21 protein-coding genes are annotated in these 19,900 nt (G+C 43.6%); 15 read left to right on the forward strand and 6 right to left on the reverse strand.

The window, feature by feature from the left end; genetic code table 11:
• Positions 1–71: 71 nt before the first annotated feature.
• Positions 72–638 carry a TetR/AcrR family transcriptional regulator gene (locus NST74_RS03665; RefSeq protein WP_042124157.1) on the reverse strand — a complete coding sequence of 189 codons (567 nt, stop codon included), beginning with the start codon at positions 636–638 and terminating at the stop codon, positions 72–74.
• Positions 639–833: 195 nt separating this feature from the next.
• Between NST74_RS03665 and lpdA the strand changes: the two genes are divergently transcribed.
• From lpdA to NST74_RS03680, 3 genes are read left to right on the forward strand one after another with little or no spacing between them, the layout of a single operon-like run.
• Positions 834–2,228 carry a dihydrolipoyl dehydrogenase gene (gene lpdA / locus NST74_RS03670; RefSeq protein WP_341110431.1) on the forward strand — a complete coding sequence of 465 codons (1,395 nt, stop codon included), beginning with the start codon at positions 834–836 and terminating at the stop codon, positions 2,226–2,228.
• Positions 2,225–2,857: an HlyD family efflux transporter periplasmic adaptor subunit gene (locus NST74_RS03675; RefSeq protein WP_341110432.1), complete on the forward strand. Its 633-nt coding sequence runs from the start codon at positions 2,225–2,227 to the stop codon at positions 2,855–2,857. The genes lpdA and NST74_RS03675 overlap by 4 nt, the downstream gene beginning before the upstream one ends.
• Positions 2,841–4,001, forward strand: a complete 1,161-nt coding sequence (locus NST74_RS03680) for an ABC transporter permease (RefSeq protein WP_341110433.1) — start codon at positions 2,841–2,843, stop codon at positions 3,999–4,001. The genes NST74_RS03675 and NST74_RS03680 overlap by 17 nt, the downstream gene beginning before the upstream one ends.
• A 1-nt stretch (position 4,002) precedes the next feature.
• On the opposite strand, the gene NST74_RS03685 is transcribed toward NST74_RS03680, so the two are convergent.
• Complete coding sequence (locus tag NST74_RS03685; RefSeq protein WP_341110434.1) at positions 4,003–4,626, reverse strand: NAD(P)H-dependent oxidoreductase; 624 nt, start codon at positions 4,624–4,626, stop codon at positions 4,003–4,005.
• A 38-nt stretch (positions 4,627–4,664) separates the two neighbouring features.
• On the opposite strand from NST74_RS03685, the gene NST74_RS03690 reads away from it, so the two are divergent.
• Positions 4,665–4,925, forward strand: a complete 261-nt coding sequence (locus NST74_RS03690; RefSeq protein WP_341110435.1) for a hypothetical protein — start codon at positions 4,665–4,667, stop codon at positions 4,923–4,925.
• A 51-nt stretch (positions 4,926–4,976) separates the two neighbouring features.
• The gene (locus NST74_RS03695; protein WP_341110436.1) at positions 4,977–5,165 is read left to right on the forward strand and encodes a hypothetical protein; all 189 of its coding nucleotides are present in this window, start codon (positions 4,977–4,979) and stop codon (positions 5,163–5,165) included.
• A gap of 2 nt (positions 5,166–5,167) precedes the next feature.
• On the opposite strand, the gene NST74_RS03700 is transcribed toward NST74_RS03695, so the two are convergent.
• From NST74_RS03700 to NST74_RS03710, 3 genes are all read right to left on the reverse strand, one after another.
• Positions 5,168–6,481, reverse strand: coding sequence for a purine/pyrimidine permease (locus NST74_RS03700; RefSeq protein ID WP_341110438.1), 1,314 nt, complete (start codon positions 6,479–6,481; stop codon positions 5,168–5,170).
• Positions 6,482–6,585: 104 nt separating this feature from the next.
• Positions 6,586–7,029, reverse strand: coding sequence for a cyanase (gene cynS / locus NST74_RS03705; RefSeq protein WP_042124170.1), 444 nt, complete (start codon positions 7,027–7,029; stop codon positions 6,586–6,588).
• Between the two features lie 39 nt (positions 7,030–7,068).
• Entirely contained in the window at positions 7,069–7,653 is a 585-nt protein-coding gene (locus NST74_RS03710; protein ID WP_042124173.1) for a beta-class carbonic anhydrase, read from the reverse strand.
• A gap of 138 nt (positions 7,654–7,791) precedes the next feature.
• Here NST74_RS03710 and NST74_RS03715 point away from each other — a divergent pair, with 138 nt between their 5' ends.
• On the forward strand, positions 7,792–8,229 hold the full coding sequence (locus NST74_RS03715) for an Lrp/AsnC family transcriptional regulator (protein WP_042124175.1): 438 nt from the start codon (positions 7,792–7,794) through the stop codon (positions 8,227–8,229).
• A gap of 47 nt (positions 8,230–8,276) precedes the next feature.
• On the opposite strand, the gene NST74_RS03720 is transcribed toward NST74_RS03715, so the two are convergent.
• Entirely contained in the window at positions 8,277–9,215 is a 939-nt protein-coding gene (locus NST74_RS03720; protein WP_341110440.1) for a helix-turn-helix transcriptional regulator, read from the reverse strand.
• Positions 9,216–9,312: 97 nt separating this feature from the next.
• Here NST74_RS03720 and NST74_RS03725 point away from each other — a divergent pair, with 97 nt between their 5' ends.
• From NST74_RS03725 to NST74_RS03765, 9 genes are all read left to right on the forward strand, one after another.
• Positions 9,313–9,762, forward strand: a complete 450-nt coding sequence (locus NST74_RS03725) for a VOC family protein (protein ID WP_341110442.1) — start codon at positions 9,313–9,315, stop codon at positions 9,760–9,762.
• Between the two features lie 184 nt (positions 9,763–9,946).
• Complete coding sequence (locus tag NST74_RS03730; protein ID WP_231574030.1) at positions 9,947–10,537, forward strand: TetR/AcrR family transcriptional regulator; 591 nt, start codon at positions 9,947–9,949, stop codon at positions 10,535–10,537.
• Positions 10,538–10,574: 37 nt separating this feature from the next.
• The gene (locus NST74_RS03735; RefSeq protein ID WP_341110443.1) at positions 10,575–11,885 is read left to right on the forward strand and encodes a cytosine permease; all 1,311 of its coding nucleotides are present in this window, start codon (positions 10,575–10,577) and stop codon (positions 11,883–11,885) included.
• A 4-nt stretch (positions 11,886–11,889) separates the two neighbouring features.
• Positions 11,890–13,002 carry a DUF917 domain-containing protein gene (locus tag NST74_RS03740; RefSeq protein WP_445668123.1) on the forward strand — a complete coding sequence of 371 codons (1,113 nt, stop codon included), beginning with the start codon at positions 11,890–11,892 and terminating at the stop codon, positions 13,000–13,002.
• Positions 13,002–14,582, forward strand: coding sequence for a hydantoinase/oxoprolinase family protein (locus tag NST74_RS03745; RefSeq protein WP_341110445.1), 1,581 nt, complete (start codon positions 13,002–13,004; stop codon positions 14,580–14,582). The genes NST74_RS03740 and NST74_RS03745 overlap by 1 nt, the downstream gene beginning before the upstream one ends.
• 123 nt (positions 14,583–14,705) lie before the next feature.
• On the forward strand, positions 14,706–15,551 hold the full coding sequence (locus NST74_RS03750; protein WP_341110446.1) for a TolB family protein: 846 nt from the start codon (positions 14,706–14,708) through the stop codon (positions 15,549–15,551).
• Positions 15,552–15,611: 60 nt separating this feature from the next.
• Positions 15,612–17,309 (forward strand): hypothetical protein, encoded by a 1,698-nt coding sequence (locus NST74_RS03755; protein ID WP_341110447.1) that lies wholly within the window; start codon positions 15,612–15,614, stop codon positions 17,307–17,309.
• 80 nt (positions 17,310–17,389) lie between these two features.
• On the forward strand, positions 17,390–19,303 hold the full coding sequence (locus NST74_RS03760; RefSeq protein ID WP_341110448.1) for a PAS domain S-box protein: 1,914 nt from the start codon (positions 17,390–17,392) through the stop codon (positions 19,301–19,303).
• A gap of 232 nt (positions 19,304–19,535) precedes the next feature.
• On the forward strand, positions 19,536–19,880 hold the full coding sequence (locus NST74_RS03765) for a YojF family protein (protein WP_042124189.1): 345 nt from the start codon (positions 19,536–19,538) through the stop codon (positions 19,878–19,880).
• Positions 19,881–19,900 lie beyond the last annotated feature (20 nt).

A 19,900-nucleotide genomic window follows, 5' to 3' on the forward strand; every position in this document is an offset into this window, starting at 1 on the left:
TCAGTTACCTTTTATTTCATATTACTACGAAGAAATTTGGAGGAGGATTCATTTGTGGCTCAAAATCAAAATTAGTTCATAACTAGCTTTTTGGCAGACTGCTTGCCTGCAGAGAGGAGGTTGTCGCTCAATTCAGGATTATTTACAGTCCGTGCAAGAATAAGAGAGCCAACCATAGTACTGAACAGTGCGCTACCTTTGGACGTGTCGATGCCAGCCAGAGTAGAGATAAAATCAATCATCCGCTCTAGCTCCTGTGTGAATACCTGCCGAACATCCTCGGAAGAGTGGGCTAATTCGGTAGAAAGGGCAGGAATAATGCAGCCCATCTCGGTTTTGTCGCGGTGATACGGACTTAAATAATAGTCAATGACCGCATTGATTTTGGGGTTCTGGTCTTCCTGATCCGCAACCTTCTGCAGAAGTGCGATGGTATCGCTGATGGCATATCGGCAGGCTTCGGCGACCAGCTGTTCTTTGTTGTCAAAATGTGAATAGAAGCCTCCATGCGTCAATCCGGCTCCTTTCATAATGAAGGGAACACTTACATCATGAATTCCATGGGTGCGAAAAGCCTGGGCAGCACTTTCAACAATTTTATTCCGTACTTTTATTTTATGGCCTTTGGGATAGGGCATTGTAATCACTCCACAGCATCATAATTCTACTTCTAAAATATTATAATCATCATAATAAATCCTGTCAATTTAGCGTTTCTGAGCACATCTAGCTTATGAAAGGCTAAACAAGGTTATTGACGGTTTTAAAATATTATGATTATAATATATTACGATCATCATATTTTGAGATAGCTAAACAGGAGGTATCGGGAGATGAATAAACTTGAATCCGTAGAAACATTGGTCATTGGATCAGGTCCGGGAGGGTATGTGGCGGCGCTGCGATCCGCACAGCTTGGGATGAAGACGGCAATAGTTGAACGCGATCAGTTAGGTGGGGTCTGTACAAATGTAGGGTGTATTCCATCCAAAGCATTAATTGCAGAATCCCATCGTTATGAGTGGCTTAGAGCGTTCAGCTCTGCAGATGCGGCAGTGTCATTTAAGAATGCTCAGGATTTCAAGCAGGGAATTGTGAATAAGCAGGCAGGAGGAGTCAGCTATTTATTAAAGACGGCAGGCGTAAACATTCTGGTAGGAGAGGCTAGATTGCTTGATGAGCATACGGCGATTATCAGTCAGTGTGGGCAGGAGCAGACTCTTTCTTTTAAAAATGTCATCCTGGCCACAGGCTCTCGTCCGATTGAGCTGCAAGCCTTTCCGGTTGGCGGACGTGTTTTGTCTTCCACAGAAGCTTTGGCGCTGCCAGAGGTTCCAACAAGCCTAGTAGTTATCGGCGGGGGATATATAGGTGTTGAACTGGGGCAAATGTATGCCAAATTCGGAACAAAAGTAACGATACTGGAGGGAGGAGAACAAGTGCTGCCTGGATTTGAGCCGGAGCTTGTGAGCCCTGTTGGAAGGCAGTTGAAAGCTGATGGGATTAAGATGATTACCGGAGCGACAGCTGTGAACGTAGTGCAGAGTGCGGATGCCATTACACTGCATTATTTAAAAAATCAGGAAGAGCAGTATGTGACAGCGGAATATGTGTTAGTCACTATAGGCCGAAAACCAAATACAGACGGCAATTTAGGGCTGGACCGTATAGGCTTGCCAGTGACGAGCAGGGGATTGATTGAGACAGATGAACAGTGCAGAACGGCTATTCCGAATATTTTTGCAATTGGGGATATTACGTCGGGTCCTGCCCTTGCTCACAAGGCATCTTACGAAGCCAAGATTGCGGCAGAAGCTATTGCTGGTCTCTCCTCCGAGGTTGATTATAGAGCCATTCCGCTTGTTGTATTTTCTGATCCAGAGCTGGCCAGTGTTGGCTTAAGTGAAACGGAAGCAAAGTCAAAAGGAATTCCGGTCGTTATCGGCAAATCCTCCTTTGGGATTAACGGGAGAGCCTTGGCTTTGAGAGAAACTGAGGGCTTCGTCAAAATTGTAGCGGACCCGAACTCTGGAATCGTTATTGGCGCCCAAATTGTTGGAGTAGAAGCATCTACACTTGTGTCGGAGCTTGCCCTTGCTATTGAGATGGGTGCAACTGTGGAGGACTTGGCGATGACCATTCACCCTCATCCCACATTGGGAGAAGTAATTATGGAGGCTGCCGAAAATGCAGTTAGGAAAATGAGAATGGGAGAGAGTGGAAAATGAAAATAAAAGCAGGTTTGTATATCGGAATTGCTATTGTGTTGATCGTTGGTGGGGCGCTTCTTGCTGTAAAAGGAAAGGATGCTGTCAGTCAGGCTGAGAGCAGGAAGCAAGGGATTCTAGATGCGGAGCAAAAGACCCTATTGTATCAGAACAGTCCAGGGTCAATTGTAGAGGTCGGTGTGGCTGCAGGTGATTCTATAAAACAGGGAGAGGTATTGTTCAAGGTTAAATCCGCTGAAGAAGGAGAAACAGATGTACTCGCGCCAGAGGACGGATCGGTCAACAGGATTATTGTAAAGCCGGGAGATCAAATACAGCAAGGAATGCCAATGGCGATTTTGCAGAAAAATAACTTTTATACAGACCTCTACATACAGGAAAGTGAAATCCAAAAGCTAGAGGTGAATCAAAGCATTAGCGTTCATTTTCCGTATTTGGAGCACCCAGCGGAGGTGACGGGTGTAATTGCTTCCATCGCAGTCGCTCCTCAATTTGCCGGCTTACGCATGTCACGTGAAAAAGGGCAGGCTGATTTAAGCATGTTTCTTGTCCGTGTAGCTATGGATGCGAATGCTGATTTACTTCCGGGGATGACTGCGGAGGTGAAGCTCGATGAAATCACTGATTGATGAGTGGAAGTATGTAACGGGCAGTAAGTATTTACGCTTGATTTTTATCGGCCCGTTAATCGCAGCTCTGTTCTTCGGCTTGATGTTCTCAAAGAATCAAATCAGCGAATCGCATGTTGTAGTCATTGATGAGGATCACAGTTCGTATTCACGACAGCTGATCTCTAAAATAAATGGTTCTCCTTATATGAAAGTAACTAATGTGTACGCCAGTCCCCTGGATCCAGAAACATTACTGGCAAATGAGCAGGCAGTCGCGGTCATCATGCTTCCTAAAGAGTTGGAGCTGCGTCAGCAGCAGGGGTTATCAACGAATCTCGGCATATTAATGGATAACACAATGCCCTCAGGGCTAACCGGCATCCGAACTGCGATTCAGGAAGTCATCCAGACGGAAAATATGACGCTTTCGATGACCCGTCTGGTTCAGAAAGGAATGGACGCAGAAACCTCTAAAGGGATTATTTCTCCATTGTCCCTTCAGCAGCGGATGCTGTTTAATCCGACCACGAGTTACGTAGGCTTTATGGTGCTTGGATTTGTAAATATTGTGACGCTGATGATTACAACAAGCGCAGCGGGTTCAATTGTCCCTCGCTTGCGTCAGGAGGGGAAACTCTTTGCAAACGGGAAGTCACCTTGGCAGATTTGGGTTCGTAGTCTACCATACGCTGTTTTGACCACTATCTCTCTGCTCCTGTGTTATGGCTTATTAAAACAGATGGGGGGAATGCGCTTTGTAGCGGAGCCTTATCTGTTCATTCTTCCGCTGTTTGTGTATGCCTTTGCCTTGTCTCTCATGGGCCTGTTGATTGGTTACACTGCCAAAGACGTATCCAAAGTTAATTTACGAACCAATTTCGTATTGTATCCGTCATTTCTTGCTACTGGAATCCAACTGAGTCCACTTGCGTTTCCGGAGTTTTTTCAAATTTCCGCTTGGGCATTACCGATGAATTGGCTGAATCGCCTCATACGCGGGATGGCTTTTCGGAATGGGGCGCTAACAGCCTACAGTCAGGAGCTGGGGGCACTGCTGATCATTATTGGTGTTGCATCCTTATTCATTGGATTGCTGGTGCTTCGGGAGGCGAAGAAACCCGAGGTTCAGCTCTCGACATCCGTTTCAGCTTCAGTAAATTAATTTACCCAAGTCGTGCAAAACGTCGTTCTTTTTTATTAAGATGCTTCACCCGTTCTTCTAAGCTGCGATCTGACATTCCGGCATAATTATACCAACGGAGATTCTTACGTATTCCCATTTTGCGGAAGGTCCCTCTGAACAGAATCTTGGTGATGGGGTTACCAAAAATCCAGCGATAAAAGAAGTCAGGAGTATTCATAACAGTCAGCAGGGATACTCCTTTAATATTCGGCAGTAAGCATTTGAAGGGCCGTCCAGGTTTAATTTCTTCGTAGACAATGCCTTTTGCAAATACCTTATCAAGAAAGCCATTGGTAAGAGCGGGCATGGCTTCCCACCATATAGGGAATATGAAGACAATATGATCCGCTGCTATAAGACGCTGCTGATCATTGGCGACTAGAGGGTCGATGGTTTTCTTTTGTCGCCAAGCAGCAAGTTCTTCGCACGACATGACTGGATTAAATTCATCGGCATGCAAATCGATAAGATCAATCGTATGACCTTTGGTGGTAAGACCTCGCATAACGGAAGCTAGTAAGGCCGCGGAATAGCTTCGCTGATGGGGGACATTCTCGAACGCTGTTACTCCATATGGATGATCAAAAATAATCAGGACATTCATATAAATACCTTCTTTACGATTTATTGTTTCACAGAAACATGACCTTGCCTGTAATAGGTGCAATTGGACAGCTTGAGCCGGTGAATGGCACTACCATTTCGAAGCATTTCCGAATTCCGAAAGGCAGCGTGTCCAAAATCACTAGAAAATTAGTTCTGCAGGAAATGATTCGCACGGAGTTTCTCCCCGATAATAAAAAAGAAGTGCTGTTTCTTACAACACCTCTTGGAAAAGAAATATTCGATTTGCATCAAGCACTACATAAGGAGATGAATAAAGGGATAAATCGGTTTCTATAAAGATATAACACAGATGAATTGTTATTTCTGATCCAAGCATTCGAGGATTCTTTGGAAGCATCATGGGTTCATTCGGAATCGGTTGCTGAAGAAGAACCATTAAATGCTGGAGAATCTCTTAAGGCAATGGAAATCGATGAAATGAGTCAAATCGTAGATATGCTGAACCTACTGGATACACGCAATCTTAAGAAAGCTAAGGCCATTCTTCAAGATGTGTTTTTTACCTCTTTTGAGTAGCTTCATAATTTGCGATAATGGCTTATTTTCTTTTCACCCTTCCACAATTGCTCTAAAAGCATGGCCAGTATAGTGCCGACAAGCAGACCATTACTGCAAATATATCGAAATGTGGAAGGAAGACTCTGAAATACCGCTGGAGGTAAAAACATAAGTCCGATGCTCACCAACAACGTTATTCCTAGTATCGTTAATCGGCGATGATCAAGCTGTTCCTGTAGCAAGGATTGGAATGCAATCCCTACGATTTGTACAAAAGTAGCTAGAAGTGCTGCACTGGCTACTGGCGCTGGAAGTAACGATAGCACATTGACAACGGACGGCATAAGCGCGATAACGGTTAGTAACAGACAGGCCATAAGAAATGGCCGAATTCGCTTTTGCCCTGTTAATTTCATAAAGCCCGCCGAGGCTGGCAATGGAACAACGCCTATCGTTGAGAATAGGGCGGCTAGTATATGAGAGATCCCTCCCGTCCAAATCCCTCGACTTAATGCTGTTTTTTCATCTTTCGGTACAACCGGAACTACTTGTTTTACAGCGGAAATAGAAGAAATTGTATTGGATACTAACAAAAACGTAAACAACAGTGAGGTAATCACGATCCCTTGATCGAATTGAGGTGCTCCCCAAGCAAAAATATGAGGGAACTTCAAGACGGGAGTTGAATCTGTAAATGTTGGGCCCACTTTCCCGAATGCTGCAAATAAAGCCGAGCCCAAGCCAATTCCAATCAGTACGGCGTAACTACTAATCCATCCTCTTCCTTTAATAGAGAGAAAAATAACAAGTCCAAAAATAAAAAAGGATATGAGTGCTGCCATAACATCTGGTTCGGCGCTTGTGCCCTGTAACCCAAGCATGCCTTTGACTAATACACCGCTTAATTGCAAGGCGAGAATGAATAAAAATGAACCCGAAACTAAGGGTGTGAATAAAAATTGAAGCCTATAAACTAGCCCTGTAATTCCTAATACGAAGAGAAGAAGACCGGCTACGATTAATCCTCCTTCTAGAATTTGTAATGTATACATTTGATCTTGCCCTTGAATGAAGGCTAAGTTGCCTAATATGACAAAGATACTAACCCATGATCCCGCAGGACCATCTGCAATAGGGTATTTATGTCCGAAGCATCCTTGAATAAACGAACTGATTCCTACAACGAAAAATGTCCGCTGCATTAAGGTTGAAATTTGTTCGAACGACAATTGAAAAACACCTCCAATGACAATGGGCAGAGCCACTGCATTGGCTAGCAAAAAAATAAACCATTGTACAGTACTGAGAGTATTAGTAACACGTTTGTTCTCCATATCAACTCACCTTTACTATTGTTAACTATACAATCTATACGGAAAAAGAAAGCCACCTTTCGATGTGAAATCGTTAAAAGGTGGCTGGCTCGCTTCTTAATCTATTACCATTTGCGATATGGCAAAAACTTTCCGTTCATCGTCAGAATGATGCGGTCACCGTTCGGATCTTCTTGCTTTTGTACGTCGAATTGGAAATCGATTGCGCTCATGATCCCTTCGCCAAGCTTCTCCAAAACAAGTTCTCTAATCGTTGGACCGTATACAAGCAGCATTTCGTATAGGCGATACAATCCTGGATCTGTAGGCGGCATATCGATGACATCGCCACGGTGTGGGATTTGTGTGAGCGCTTGAACGACTTGTTCGTCGAGTTCAAGCAATTCCCCCATTTTATCTGCTTCATTACGTGTCATTGTTGCTTGACCCAACAGTGCAGTTACAACCCAGCTCTCTGAATGCTCGCTTTCCTTTGCGATTTCGCCCCAAGTTAATCCTTTTGCAAATTTAGCGTCCAATATCTGTTGTGTCGCTTCTTTTCTATTCATATTTCATTGCTCCCTTTAGTTTAGTATAATGAGTATCGCTTAGTGCTTGTCGTGGCCTGTTATTTGTTCATATCCATTTACAATCAGATCGAGTTTACCAGTGTCTGGTGCTATCACCAGACCATGAACAGCTACCTCTTTCGGAATGAGCGGATGATTACGCACCAGATCTATGTTTCCTTTAATCGAATCTACGACATTCGTAAAGCCGAACAACCATTTATGAAGATCGATACCTGCATATTCAAGTGAAGAAAGAATTTCTGGTGTAGCGACTCCGCGATCCATTATTTTTTGAAGTGTTCCTTCTGGGTTACTTTGACTCATGCCACAATTGTGGTGACCGATGATATAAATTTCTTCCGCATTCAGTTCGTAGACAGCCGTTACGATACTGCGCATGATGCTTCCAAATGCATGGGTAATCGTTCCACCTGCTGTTTTGATGACTTTTGCATCCCCATTGTGTATATTTAGGGCTTTAGGCAGCAGCTCAATAAGTCGAGCATCCATGCACGTTACGACAATCATGCGTTTTTTAGGGAATTTCGTTCCCTCATAAGGTAGATACTCCTTGTCTTCTACGAACTGATCGTTATACTCCAAAATTTCTTGTAATAGCATTCTTGGGCCTCCTTTGAAGTGGTTTAGTTATCACTGTTTCAATGGCTACTAACTAGTGAATCAGGATATAACTAAGTATAGATATTCATGCTTAAATGCTGAACAAGTTGGCGAAACGCTATATGTCCGTTTGCTTTCATGACGAAAGGATTGATTTTTATTTTTGATCATATCGATTTTGCGATACTAGCATTACTAAAAGAAAACTCCAGAATTCAGTGGAAGGACATTGGCCAAAAGATACATATGACCGGCCAAGCGGTCGGAAATCGCATTAGGCGTTTAGAAGATTTGGGGGTTATCGAGCAATATACGATCGTTACTAATAAAGCAAAGCTAGGTCTGTCTATCACAGCCTTTATTACATTTTTTGTGGAATCAGCCAATCATCCTTTATTCCAGAAGTTCGTGATGGCAGAGGATGCTATTACCGAAGTGCATCGAATTAGCGGAGAAGGATGTTATGTGTTAACCGGACATTTTGCTTCTAATGAGGAGCTTGAGGCATTTCTGGCTCAACTTTTGAATCATGGGAATTATCGAGTGAGCCTATCCATCGGAAAAATAAAATCTTAATCCATACAAAAAAAGAGGGGCGTAGACCCCTCTTTTCTTTTTCCAATTTATAATTTTTGATAATGATGTAAGAGATTTTCTATTCTATCCTGAATCATTTGTTTCAAGGCTTCAGGCTTCACTGCTCTAACATATTGACCATAACGCATGAAATAATTAGCTAGAAATTCTTCTTCGCCTGGATTATAGAATCCCTTTATGATTGTTTTCTGGCCAGCTTCTATTTTCATAGAGGGATAATGCTCTTTATAAAAAATATCTTTGGCTTGCTCCGCAATCTCAACTTCAAAGTGAATACTGTGCTCGGATTGATAGAATTCTAAGGAACGACTAAGAAGTTCTTCTATAGAATAGCGGGCTGTGCTTTCCTCTTCTTCGATGAAGGTTATTCGATCACATCTAAACACCCTATAGGTATTCGTATTTAACTCTATTCCAGTAGCATACCATTGACCAAACTTCGCGGAAATTCTGAAGAATTGTACAGGGTAGCTTTTTGTCTGGTTCTTTTTTGTGTATTCAATGGTGCAGACACATTCATTCAGAATACTTGCCAGGATTTTATCTAAAAAACGACTGACATGCTTATGCTGATACATTTCGAAATGTAGAACTTTTTTCATTTTATGAATCTGCTCGATTTGTATATTCGAAAGACAGTACTCGAACTTTTCGTTTAGCTTGTTAACACTTAAATGAAAAGGTGTAGATTGATAAGATTCTAGCGTCAGCATAGCAAAGTACAGTGCATACACTTCATCTATCGTGAAAATAATAGGGGATAACAATCTATTTTTTAAAATACCATAACGTCCGTGTCTTCCATGTTCCGCGAAAATAGGCATACCCAATTGTTCTAATGAAGTAATATCACGCAGCGCTGTACTTTTTGAAATATTGTATTTCTCCCTAAGGTCACTTAGATTAAAAAACTCTCGCCCGTTTAAGTATCTCATCATGTCATTTAATCGTTCTGATTTCTTCATAATAAAAAGCCCCTTTTTAAGGTGTCATGTTTTGATACCTTTTTATATGATAATAAGTTCAAGGTCACATATCAAATCAACAAAGGAGATTTATACGATGAGTACAACACTAGAAGTAGCTATTTTCTTATCGATGAACGGAAGCGCAAAGGAAGCTATAGAATTTTACAAAAAGCATTTTAATGCAGAGGAATTGTTACGTGTTACCTATCAACAACTCGCAGAACGTGACAGCTCCATACAGCTTACGGATGAAAATAAGGAGTATATTACTCACTCTGTTTTGTTAATCGGCAGAACCAAACTAATGATCGCAGAAGAAACCATGAATCCGAGTGAAGCATATAGAGTGGGGAATAATACTTCATTATGTATCCAAAGTGCTGATGTAGAGGAAATTGAACACTTCTATAGTAGCTTAATCACAGATGATCGAGTAAAAGTCATAGTTCCCTTATCTAGCAATGTATTTAGCAAAGCCTATGGGATTATTGAAGACCCATTCGGTATTCAAATTCAATTAATGTTTGATGAAAGATTACATTAACCCGAGGACGCTTTTTGCATTGAAAGTAAAACTAGTTCACTGTCCAGCTGACCATAATTCAGGGATTGTCCTGATGTTGGTCAGCTTTTTTCATTCATTTGCTGTTGTTCTTTCTGAAAAAGGATTGAATTTTTATGCACAAAGATGTATAGTATTTTTTAATTAACGTTAATTAAGTAAGGGTGTGAATGTCTTGACCAGAAACAAGCTGAAAGAAGTGGCGATGAGACTATTCGGGGAGAAGGGGTACGAGGGTACAGCTCTCTCTGAAATTGCTAAGGAAGTAGGCGTGAAGACTCCGGCGATCTATGCCTTTTTTGAGAATAAAGAGGATTTGTTTATGACGGTCTTTCGTGAGGCGATGTTGTCCTATAACACTTATATTCAGGAACTGTCGGAAGAACAGAAAGTACTGAGTGCGCAGGAAAGTCTACGTGGGATTTTAGACAGACAATATCAATTTTATCAACAGAGTCCTGAAGCAGGCAAAATTGTACTGAGATATGTGGTCTTCCCGCCGGCATTCTTGAAGGAGACGATTGAGGAAGCATTCCTAGAGTCGGATGCGATGCTGACGAAGATTATTGAACAATTCATCTCGAAAGGGATGGAAGAGGGTGTAATTCGCGACCAATCCGTGGAGCTTCTCGTCGATGCTTTTCTCAACTTGATGGATGGTTTAAGCATGCAATACTTCTATTACACTTCTAAGGGAATATATGAGCGTAAGCTGAACCATGCGTTTGAAATGTATTGGAAGGGTGCGTCCTCATAGAGCTACAGAAGAAGATAACAACAGGGGGATGGGGAGAATGGCAGAAGTAAGTGAAGTAAAGGGGAACGAGCTTAGCTCGGGGGATTTTGAGAGAGAGCCGGTTCCAACGCATTTGCGTAAAAAATGGCTGTCTATGTCGCTCGTCTGGATCGCCATCGGAATTGACCTATCAGCGATGTTCCTGGGTGCTCAACTTGGCAATGGAATGAATCTGACGGATTCACTCACAGCAACAATAATCGGTTCGTTAATTCTTGGGGTGATCGGAGCGTTATGTGCGTATGTAGGGGCGAAAACAGGGTTATCGACATCGATGATCTCTAGGTTTCTATTCGGAAATATGGGTGCACGTGTCGTAGCGGTTATCCTCGGTATTTTCTCACTCGGTTGGTTCGGGGTGCAGGTCGGGTTCTTCGCTTCAAATATGCAGACTGCTTTTAGTCAATTATGGGATATCCATTTGTCCTTAGGGGTGCTTTCATTCATAGGCGGGCTTTTGATGATGTCGACAGCTATTTGGGGGTATCAATCTATTGAACGACTAAGCACCTGGTCCGTACCGTTGCTTATTTTGTTTATCGGAGTGGCTATTTATTCCGCGTTCCACACCAAAGGAGCCTCAGCCGTTTGGGAGCCGATTAGCGGAGCAGCGATCCCGATGGGGACAGCGATCTCGCTTGTTATTGGTATCTTTATTGTCGGCACGGTGCTTTCACCGGATATCGCTCGTTGGGCACGCACACCAAAGCATGCTATAACCGCGGCCTTTATCGGCTTCTTTGTGGGTAACAGCTTCATGACGATTGTAGCTATTTTCCTATCTCGAATCATGGACACAGATGATCTGACGAATATTTTCATTGCGTTAGGACTTGGGCTTCCAGCTATTATCGTCTTAACCCTTGCCCAATGGACGACAAACACGAACAATTTATATTCTGCTTCGCTAGGGTTCTCTGTCGTGTTCCAAAGGGTTCCGAAAAAGCTAATTACTATTGTGGCAGGTATCTTTGCTACGTTGCTTGCCGTATTTGGCATCTATGATAAGTTTTTATCTTTCCTAAATATTATTACGGTGTTTGTCTCTCCAATCGGGGGGATCTACACGTCCGAATTTTTGCTTGTAGATCGAAAAAAATTCACTTTTGATGGTCTGGACCGCAATAAAAACTGGGTGATTCGCTCTTTAGCGGTATGGGTCGCAGCTACGTTATTCGCTTTTATGACCACCGCAGCGCCAGATGGATTCGGGTGGTTCCAAATCACAAGCGTACCGGCATTGGATGCATTTATGTTCGCCTTTATAGTGCAATGGATTGTCGGAAAAATCATGACCAAGAAGGGATAACATCATGAGAATGAACAAACTAACAGAATTAAATGAGCAAGCGGTACAATATATTGCTGTGGGTGCAGCCGTTCTTGGAACAGGCGGGGGCGGTGATCCGCATATCGGTAAATTAATGGCGAAGGAAGCTATTCGTAAGCATGGCCCTGTTCGTGTGATCAGTCCTGAGGATCTGGAAGACGACGCTTTGGTTGTTCCTATATCCATGATCGGTGCACCAACAGTCATGAATGAGAAGATTCCTTCGATTCAGCAAATGATCAAGCCTTTGGATATGATTGAAAAAGAGCTTGGACGCAAAGTGAGCGCCATTATGCCGATTGAGGTTGGCGGCGGTAACTCCCTAGTTCCTGTAATTACGGCAGCGGAACGCAACATTCCTATCGTGGATGCGGATGCCATGGGACGGGCTTTTCCTGAATCGCAAATGGTAACGTTCTACTTGGATGGTATCGACTGCAGTCCGATCACGATGGCAGATGAACGCGGCAACGGAGTGCTAATGCATGCGATCGACGGTGTCTGGGAAGAGCGGATGGCGCGTGCGGTCACGATTCAAATGGGTGGATCGGCTTCGATTTGTGATTATCCGGTAACTGGAGCGCAGGTAAAGCAAAGTGCAATTCCGCATACCTTGACACTTGCGTATGAAATAGGAAAAACATTGTTCGAGTCCAAGGAATTGAAGCGGAATCCAATTGAAATGCTGCTGAAGCAGCTGAATGGATATGCCTTGTTTCAGGGTAAGGCAGTAGACATTCGCCGTCGTACAGAAGGCGGATTTACACGCGGTGAAGCGATCTTCGAAGGTACAGATGCTAAAAAGGGACGTTCGATGACTTTGTTCTTCCAGAATGAGTTCCTTCTTGCCACAGAAGATGGACATTCCATTGCTATTACTCCTGACCTGATCTCCGTGCTTGATCAGGATACCGGTATGCCAATCACGACTGAGAATTTGAAATACGGTGCTAGGGTAAGTGTGGTTGGTTTCCCTTGTGATCCGAAATGGCGTACAGCTAAGGGTCTTGAGACGGTAGGTCCGCAATATTTTGGCTATGATGCACCTTATGTTCCAATTGAACAATTGGCAACATCGAAAGGGGGCGCTGAGTAATGTCTAATACGAATGTAAATAACATGGAAGAAATATACCGCATCGGGATCGATGTGGGCGGCACAAATACGGATGCAGCCTTACTCAATTCGAAATTAAATACAATTCATACTATAAAAGTGCATACTACACGTGACGTCAATGAGGGTATTAGCGAATCGATTCGCCGCTTGCTTGAAGAGAGCAAAGTGAATCCAGCGCAGATTCGTTATGCGATGCTTGGCACTACACACTGCACGAATGCTATTGTGGAGCGCAAGCACCTCGGTAGAGTAGGCTTGATTCGGATCGGGGCACCAGCGACAACTTCGGTTCCTCCCCTCGCGGATTGGGACGATACGCTGAGAGCGACGATTGGTTCCCATGCATATGTTGTTCACGGTGGTTATGAATATGATGGTCGAACCATTGTTGAGCTGGACGAAAATGAGGTTATCGATTGCTTAACAAAGATGAAGGGGAATGTCGAAGCGGTTGCGATTTGCGGTGTATTCTCTCCAGTGAACACCTCACAAGAGAAACGCGTGGAAGAACTTGCGAAGCAAGTTCTTGGAGCAGATATGCCGGTGACATTGTCTCATGAGATTGGAAGTATTGGACTGCTTGAGCGTGAGAATGCCTCACTACTGAACGGTGCTTTACTGAACGTTATTGCCGGCGTTGTAAAGGGCTTTGAAGAGGCGCTTCAGGCCTTTGGTATTAAAGCTAGCGTGTATATTTGTCAGAACGATGGAACGTTAATGTACAGTTCATATGCGCTTCGTTACCCGATTCTAACGATTGCTTGCGGGCCGACGAATTCCATTCGGGGTGCGGCTCACTTATCAGGCTTGAACGATGCGCTCGTTGTTGATATCGGGGGGACAACGACGGATATTGGTGTTCTCACACAAGGCTTCCCGCGTCAATCCTCTGCCGCTGTTGAGATCGGCGGGATTCGTACGAATTTCCGCATGCCGGATATTTTATCCATCGGGATCGGCGGCGGTACTATCGTTCGCTTGGATGAAGCGCAGGATCAGGTAACGGTGGGGCCGGATAGCGTGGGTTACGAGCTGTTGAAGCGCGGTCTTATCTTCGGCGGCGATACGCTCACAGCAACTGATGTGGCGGTTAAGCTCGGACGATATGAGTGGAAAGATGCGCAGACAGAGAAGCTTAATGAATCGATCTGCCGAAGAGCGGATGAGATCATTACGCGAGATATTGAGGACGCGATTGATCGGATGAAGACAAGCTCGGCCCCTGTTGACGTTATCCTAGTCGGCGGTGGGAGCATTCTTGTAGCCGATCAGCTTGAGGGTGTAGCACGGATCGTAAGACCCGATCACTATGATGCAGCAAATGCGATTGGTGCGGCATTAGGTGAGGTTAGTGGTGAGACGGAGCGAATTTATTCGCTGGATGAGATGTCTTATGACGAAGCCAAGGACGATGCTCGCAACCATGCGATAGAGCAAGCCGTTCTGGCCGGTGCAGATCGCGAGACTGTACAGATTGTGTTGTCTGAGGATATACCGATTGCTTACTTGCCGGGCAATGCCTTGCTGGTAAAAGTGAAAGCCGCAGGACGTTTATAAGAGGAATACGGATCTGCCTTGAGGAGTGAACGCTCTTCGAGGCAGATTTTTTTTGCAGAAAGGGTATTTAGAATACCTGTCGAAGTGGGTTATGTACATATTTTAACGATGGGAGAGAGGACAATGAAAGTGATTAGCACATTAGAAATCGTAGATGTACAGACAGGGGAACGAACTGCGCTCCGCTCGTTTGATTCCTTAATTGAGGCACCCAATTGGACGAGCGATGGTAAGCGCCTTATTTATAATAGTCAAGGTTGTCTTTATTCGTTCGACATTGCAACCTGTGAGTATGATCGATTGGATTCGGGGTTTGCAACGGATTGTAATAACGATCATGTGCTGTCTTTTGACAACACTAAGATCGCAATAAGTCATCATACAAAAGAAGATGGTAAATCACGTATATACATCCTTCCTATAGAGGGTGGCGAGCCGGTTCTAATTACACCGAATGCACCAAGCTATTTACACGGCTGGTCTCCAAATGGTGCTGAATTGGCTTACTGTGCTGAGCGCAATGGTCAGTATGATATTTATACCATTCCAGTAGACGGTGGAGTTGAGGTGCAACTGACGAATTCGCCTGGACTGGATGATGGACCTGAATATTCACCTAATGGACAGCATATTTGGTTCAATTCGGTACGTACAGGGCTTATGCAGGTGTGGAGAATGAATGCCGACGGCAGTGAGCAGACGCAGATGACTTTTGACGAGAGTAATAACTGGTTCCCGCATGTATCGCCAGATGGTCAGACGGTTGCCTACCTGAGTTACCGCAAAGGAGATGTAGATCCTGGCGATCACCCTGCAAATAAGGATGTTGAGATTCGATTGATGGCAAGCACAGGAGAAGATTATCGCACACTAGTACAATTGTTTGGAGGACAAGGTACGATTAACGTGAATTCGTGGTCTCCGGATAGTAAGCGCTTGGCGTTTGTAAGTTATGTGGTGGAGGAATAGGAATAAAATACCGATAAAATTATAGTATTTTTATTTATATATAAATGGGGGAAAAGTTGGATGAAGAGGATTTTTAGTGTTTTGCTAATTGTATTACTGGTTATACCCGCGCTCGGCACTACAACCTATGCGAGTAATACGGTGAAGGCTAAGGTGACTGAGAGCAGTACATATTTTGACGGAGAGAAAAAGGCTTTGAACGGGTTCAATATCTCGAACAATAATTATTTCAGACTGCGTGATGTAGCGGAGTATTTCTCGGGAACAGCCAGTCAATTTGATGTCACTTGGAACAAAGCAAACAATGCGATAGAGATCATAACCGGGCAAGCTTATACGCCTGAAAAGAAAGCTGGCAGCAACTATTATAGTCGCAGTAGAACTTATTCAGCCACGCTGTCGACCTCTAAAGTGCTGGTGAATGGGCAGCTACAGTCGATTACGGCGTACAATATTGACGAGAATAACTATGTTCAGCTGCGAGATTTGGCGGGGAAGATTCCATTCGATATCGAATATGACGTTCAGTCTGATCGAATATCCTTGTTCTCCAAAGTTCCGGATCACGCTTACCGGGTAAAGACGGCGGTGGAAACTGAAAGTAACGCTGTATCTTCTTATTTTCCTAGATGGAAAAGCACAATCTCTTCCTATCTGGTGAAAAATAATGATGGGACTGTAAGTGTTTTGGAGGCGAAAAAGGAAGTTACGATTGAATCGTATAATGAGAAGTTCGAACTGACGGGAAACAAAAGTATTCCTTTGGAGCTTCCGATATTTGGGGGCTTCTATAGCGGCGAGAACTATAACTACATTGCTTTTGGACAAGAGAACCGTGAAGAGAATGATAGCAAAGAAGTCATTCGGATTGTCCGTTATGATAAAAGCTTTAACAGAATCGATAGTGTCTCCATAAAGGGTGGGGAGAGTTATACAGTCAGCCCTTTTGATGCAGGCTCCGGTAGTATGGCTGAAGCTGGTGATACGCTGGTATTCCACACCTCACGTACTAGATACACGACAGAAGATAAACTAAATCATCAATCCCAGCTTACCATTATCGTGAACACCAAAACTATGACTGTGACGAATGATCTAGGAAGATTCCAGAAGAATCATGTCAGTCACTCGTTTGATCAGTATGTATTGTTTGATGGTGCCACGCATGTTCTAGTGGATCATGGTGACGCGTATCCCCGTTCGATTGTTCTGAATAAAGGAGATGGAACCAGCTATAACGAGGTAGACCTGTTCAATATCCCCGGCAAAATCGGAGCGAACGCTACTGGTGTTTCTATAGGCGGATTCGAGATGTCTTCGGCGAACTATATTGTCGCTATGAATACGATTGATCATTCGCTTGTCAAGGAATATACGTCTTATGAAATGGTGGGACTGGAGAAGGATCAGAGAGATATCGTTCTTAGCGTACTGCCAAAAGCTAACCTGTCTAGCACAGCAGTGAACCACATCACCTTGGCTAAATATGTAGGTACAAACCAGATCGCTTCCATTCCAAAACTAGTGAAAATAACAGACGATAAGCTGATGGTGCTGTGGCAGGAATTTGATAAGGAGAATCATCCGGGTGACCTGAAATATGTTCTTATAAATGGAGAGGGTGCAACCACTGGCGGTATCCAAACGATTAAGAACTTTACACTTTCAGAAGGCAGCCCTATTGTTAGCGGCGATAAAATTGTATGGTATACCAACAATAAGGGATCCAGAGTGTTCTATTCGATCCCGTTAAATTAACGGATTCAATTAATAACAAAGTGGGTAAATTAGACTATAAGATATAAATAGGACCTTCTAAATAGAAGGTCTATTTTTTCATGCAAAAATCACATCATTCCATGGAGGTCGCTATGCATCGCGTAAATCTAAACCATGAACAATTCAACCAACAGGTGATTAATCACGCATCCTTTGGAATCGCCCTTATATCGCCAAATGGTTTGATTCTGACCGTAAACCCAGCCTTTGAACAGATTTTTGCTTATTCCACTGAAGAGTTTGAGGGTTTGCGGTTAGAAGACCTTTCTCACCCCGAGGATTTCGGCAACCTTCGTGATTTAAAAGCACTCTTGGGTGAGGAAACAGAAGTGCAGATGGAAAAGCAGTTTATCACAAAAAATGGAGATTATATTTGGGGACAGCTTACTCTCCACTTATTCAGCGACGAGTCGAACCAGCCAGCATATTTCATTTGCCAGATCGTTAACATTACAAAGCAAAAGGAATCCGAGCAACGCCTTCAGGAGTCTGTTGAACGGTATACGTCGCTTAAAAAATACAACCATGACGCCGTCATTTCCTTTGACCTTGATGGTCGAATCATTAACACCAATAGTATGACGGAAAAGTTAACGGGCTACTCCATCGAGTCCGAGTTGATCGGGATGAAGCTTGCGAGTCTGATTGGAGAAGAGAATGTCCAGCGCATTCTGGAAAGAGCCCTTTACGATAATACGGTTGAGCAGTATATCAATAAGCTTGTCACTAAGGATAGCGAAGTAGTTGAAGTGCTCACCAGTATTGCACCCATTTATGTGAACAATCATAATATCGGGTTTTACCTTATATGCAAGGATATTTCCGAGCAAAGGCAATTGTCGCTAGCTAAGGAAGCCGCAGAGTCCACGAATAGAGCTAAAAGTGAGTTCCTGGCTATGATGAGTCATGAAATTCGCACTCCCATGAACGGGGTGATCGGCATGACTGATATTCTGCTTGAAACAGAGCTCAATGAAGAACAACGTGAATATGTAGAAATCATTCGCAAAAGCGGAGGAATCCTGCTCAATATAATTAATGATATCCTTGATCTTTCAAAAATTGAGGCAGGCCGAAGCGAGCTACAAGAGGATACATTCGATCTGCGAACTTGCCTCAAGGACAGCTTTTCTGTTATCGCAATAAAAGCTGAACAAAAACATCTGGAGCTCACCAGCATCATAAATCATGACGTTCCTGAATTTATTTACGGTGACGAGGAACGCTTGAAGCAAGTGTTCTTGAACCTGCTAGGCAATGCTGTGAAATTCACACCGGCGGGCAGCATATCGGTAAAAGTGAGGCTTGTAAAGGAAGATCCCTCCCTGCTGGCCTTTACGGTAACGGATACTGGCATTGGAATTGATCCTGATCGACTTACTGATATTTTTGAACCGTTTGAGCAGGTGGATAGCTTTATGATGCGGAGACATGAAGGTACGGGGCTTGGCCTTGCCATCAGCCGCAGAATTGTCGGAATGATGGGTGGTGAGATCTATGCGGAGAGTGACGGCAAGAACGGTACGTCGGTTACCTTCACAATCAGGCCCAAGAAATCAGTGGTAATCTCTAGCCAAGAGGCTAACATTAACAAGCTTCATACCGCACGTGAGGCAAGAATTTTACTTGCTGAAGACAACTCTATCAATGCGCTAGTGCTGACCAAAATACTCGAAAAAATGGGTCACAGCGTTACCGCTGTAACAAACGGCATAGATGCGGTTGAAGCAGCAAGGAAAGAACCATTTGATCTTATTTTATTGGATCTTCACATGCCCATTATGAACGGCATAGAGGCTATGAAGATGTTAAAAGATGAGCATCAAGAGAAATGTCCGCCCATCATCGCGGTCACGGCTAATGCTTTGAAGGGTGACCGTGAAAATTGTCTAGCTGCCGGGATGGACGAGTATATCAGTAAGCCTGTAAAGCGTGAAGTCATCGTAAAGATGTTAGATCAGTTTGTGATCTAATATAAACAGCATAACCTCTTAGTGATATTAACCCCTTCAGGTGAACAGTAAAAAGCCAGTCCATTACTGATACACTTGGAGGCGATCGCTCTATCCATTGAATTACATAGCATTGCAAGTTATACTTTGATGAGAAATACGGACCCGCTTATCCTTTAACAGATCCGTCCTTTATAAGGTATGGATCTTATTTTTCGTAGGCATAAATTCATTCAGATATGGAGGCGTAACCTTGCAGCTAATTAATCAATCCGAAATACAAGAGAGGATCGACCTGCTTAAAGATCAGGATCTATACATCCATCTTGAGATGACGACGGGAGCATACGCTGCCCATTTCGATAGTTCAAAGCATCCGGCAGCTACTTTCATTACTAATGCTGTGATTCGATATTCTCATGGTTCAATTTCCGGTAATGGACCTTTTCGCGTCGGCTTAAAAATGTCGCAGGGCTGGATATACTCGGAAGGACTAACTCACTTTGAAGAGAGTGAGACAGAAAGATTGATTCTGGCCGGGCATGACAGTCAAGGCAAACTGGTCGTATCTTTACAATTAAGCCGGGAGCCGTTCTAATGGTAGAGGAGATGAAGAGT

The organism is Paenibacillus sp. FSL F4-0125 (assembly GCF_038008565.1).
Lineage (GTDB): Bacteria > Bacillota > Bacilli > Paenibacillales > Paenibacillaceae > Paenibacillus_AQ.

What these genes read in the sequence shown, in the direction of transcription:
- NST74_RS03665 (WP_042124157.1), bottom strand. Translation starts at nt 638, where the DNA reads ATGCCCTATCCCAAAGGCCATAAAATAAAAGTACGGAATAAAATTGTT.
- lpdA (WP_341110431.1), top strand. Translation starts at nt 834, where the DNA reads ATGAATAAACTTGAATCCGTAGAAACATTGGTCATTGGATCAGGTCCG.
- NST74_RS03675 (WP_341110432.1), top strand. Translation starts at nt 2,225, where the DNA reads ATGAAAATAAAAGCAGGTTTGTATATCGGAATTGCTATTGTGTTGATC.
- NST74_RS03680 (WP_341110433.1), top strand. Translation starts at nt 2,841, where the DNA reads ATGAAATCACTGATTGATGAGTGGAAGTATGTAACGGGCAGTAAGTAT.
- NST74_RS03685 (WP_341110434.1), bottom strand. Translation starts at nt 4,626, where the DNA reads ATGAATGTCCTGATTATTTTTGATCATCCATATGGAGTAACAGCGTTC.
- NST74_RS03690 (WP_341110435.1), top strand. Translation starts at nt 4,665, where the DNA reads ATGACCTTGCCTGTAATAGGTGCAATTGGACAGCTTGAGCCGGTGAAT.
- NST74_RS03700 (WP_341110438.1), bottom strand. Translation starts at nt 6,481, where the DNA reads ATGGAGAACAAACGTGTTACTAATACTCTCAGTACTGTACAATGGTTT.
- cynS (WP_042124170.1), bottom strand. Translation starts at nt 7,029, where the DNA reads ATGAATAGAAAAGAAGCGACACAACAGATATTGGACGCTAAATTTGCA.
- NST74_RS03710 (WP_042124173.1), bottom strand. Translation starts at nt 7,653, where the DNA reads ATGCTATTACAAGAAATTTTGGAGTATAACGATCAGTTCGTAGAAGAC.
- NST74_RS03715 (WP_042124175.1), top strand. Translation starts at nt 7,792, where the DNA reads ATGACGAAAGGATTGATTTTTATTTTTGATCATATCGATTTTGCGATA.
- NST74_RS03720 (WP_341110440.1), bottom strand. Translation starts at nt 9,215, where the DNA reads ATGAAGAAATCAGAACGATTAAATGACATGATGAGATACTTAAACGGG.
- NST74_RS03725 (WP_341110442.1), top strand. Translation starts at nt 9,313, where the DNA reads ATGAGTACAACACTAGAAGTAGCTATTTTCTTATCGATGAACGGAAGC.
- NST74_RS03735 (WP_341110443.1), top strand. Translation starts at nt 10,575, where the DNA reads ATGGCAGAAGTAAGTGAAGTAAAGGGGAACGAGCTTAGCTCGGGGGAT.
- NST74_RS03740 (WP_445668123.1), top strand. Translation starts at nt 11,890, where the DNA reads ATGAGAATGAACAAACTAACAGAATTAAATGAGCAAGCGGTACAATAT.
- NST74_RS03745 (WP_341110445.1), top strand. Translation starts at nt 13,002, where the DNA reads ATGTCTAATACGAATGTAAATAACATGGAAGAAATATACCGCATCGGG.
- NST74_RS03750 (WP_341110446.1), top strand. Translation starts at nt 14,706, where the DNA reads ATGAAAGTGATTAGCACATTAGAAATCGTAGATGTACAGACAGGGGAA.
- NST74_RS03755 (WP_341110447.1), top strand. Translation starts at nt 15,612, where the DNA reads ATGAAGAGGATTTTTAGTGTTTTGCTAATTGTATTACTGGTTATACCC.
- NST74_RS03760 (WP_341110448.1), top strand. Translation starts at nt 17,390, where the DNA reads ATGCAAAAATCACATCATTCCATGGAGGTCGCTATGCATCGCGTAAAT.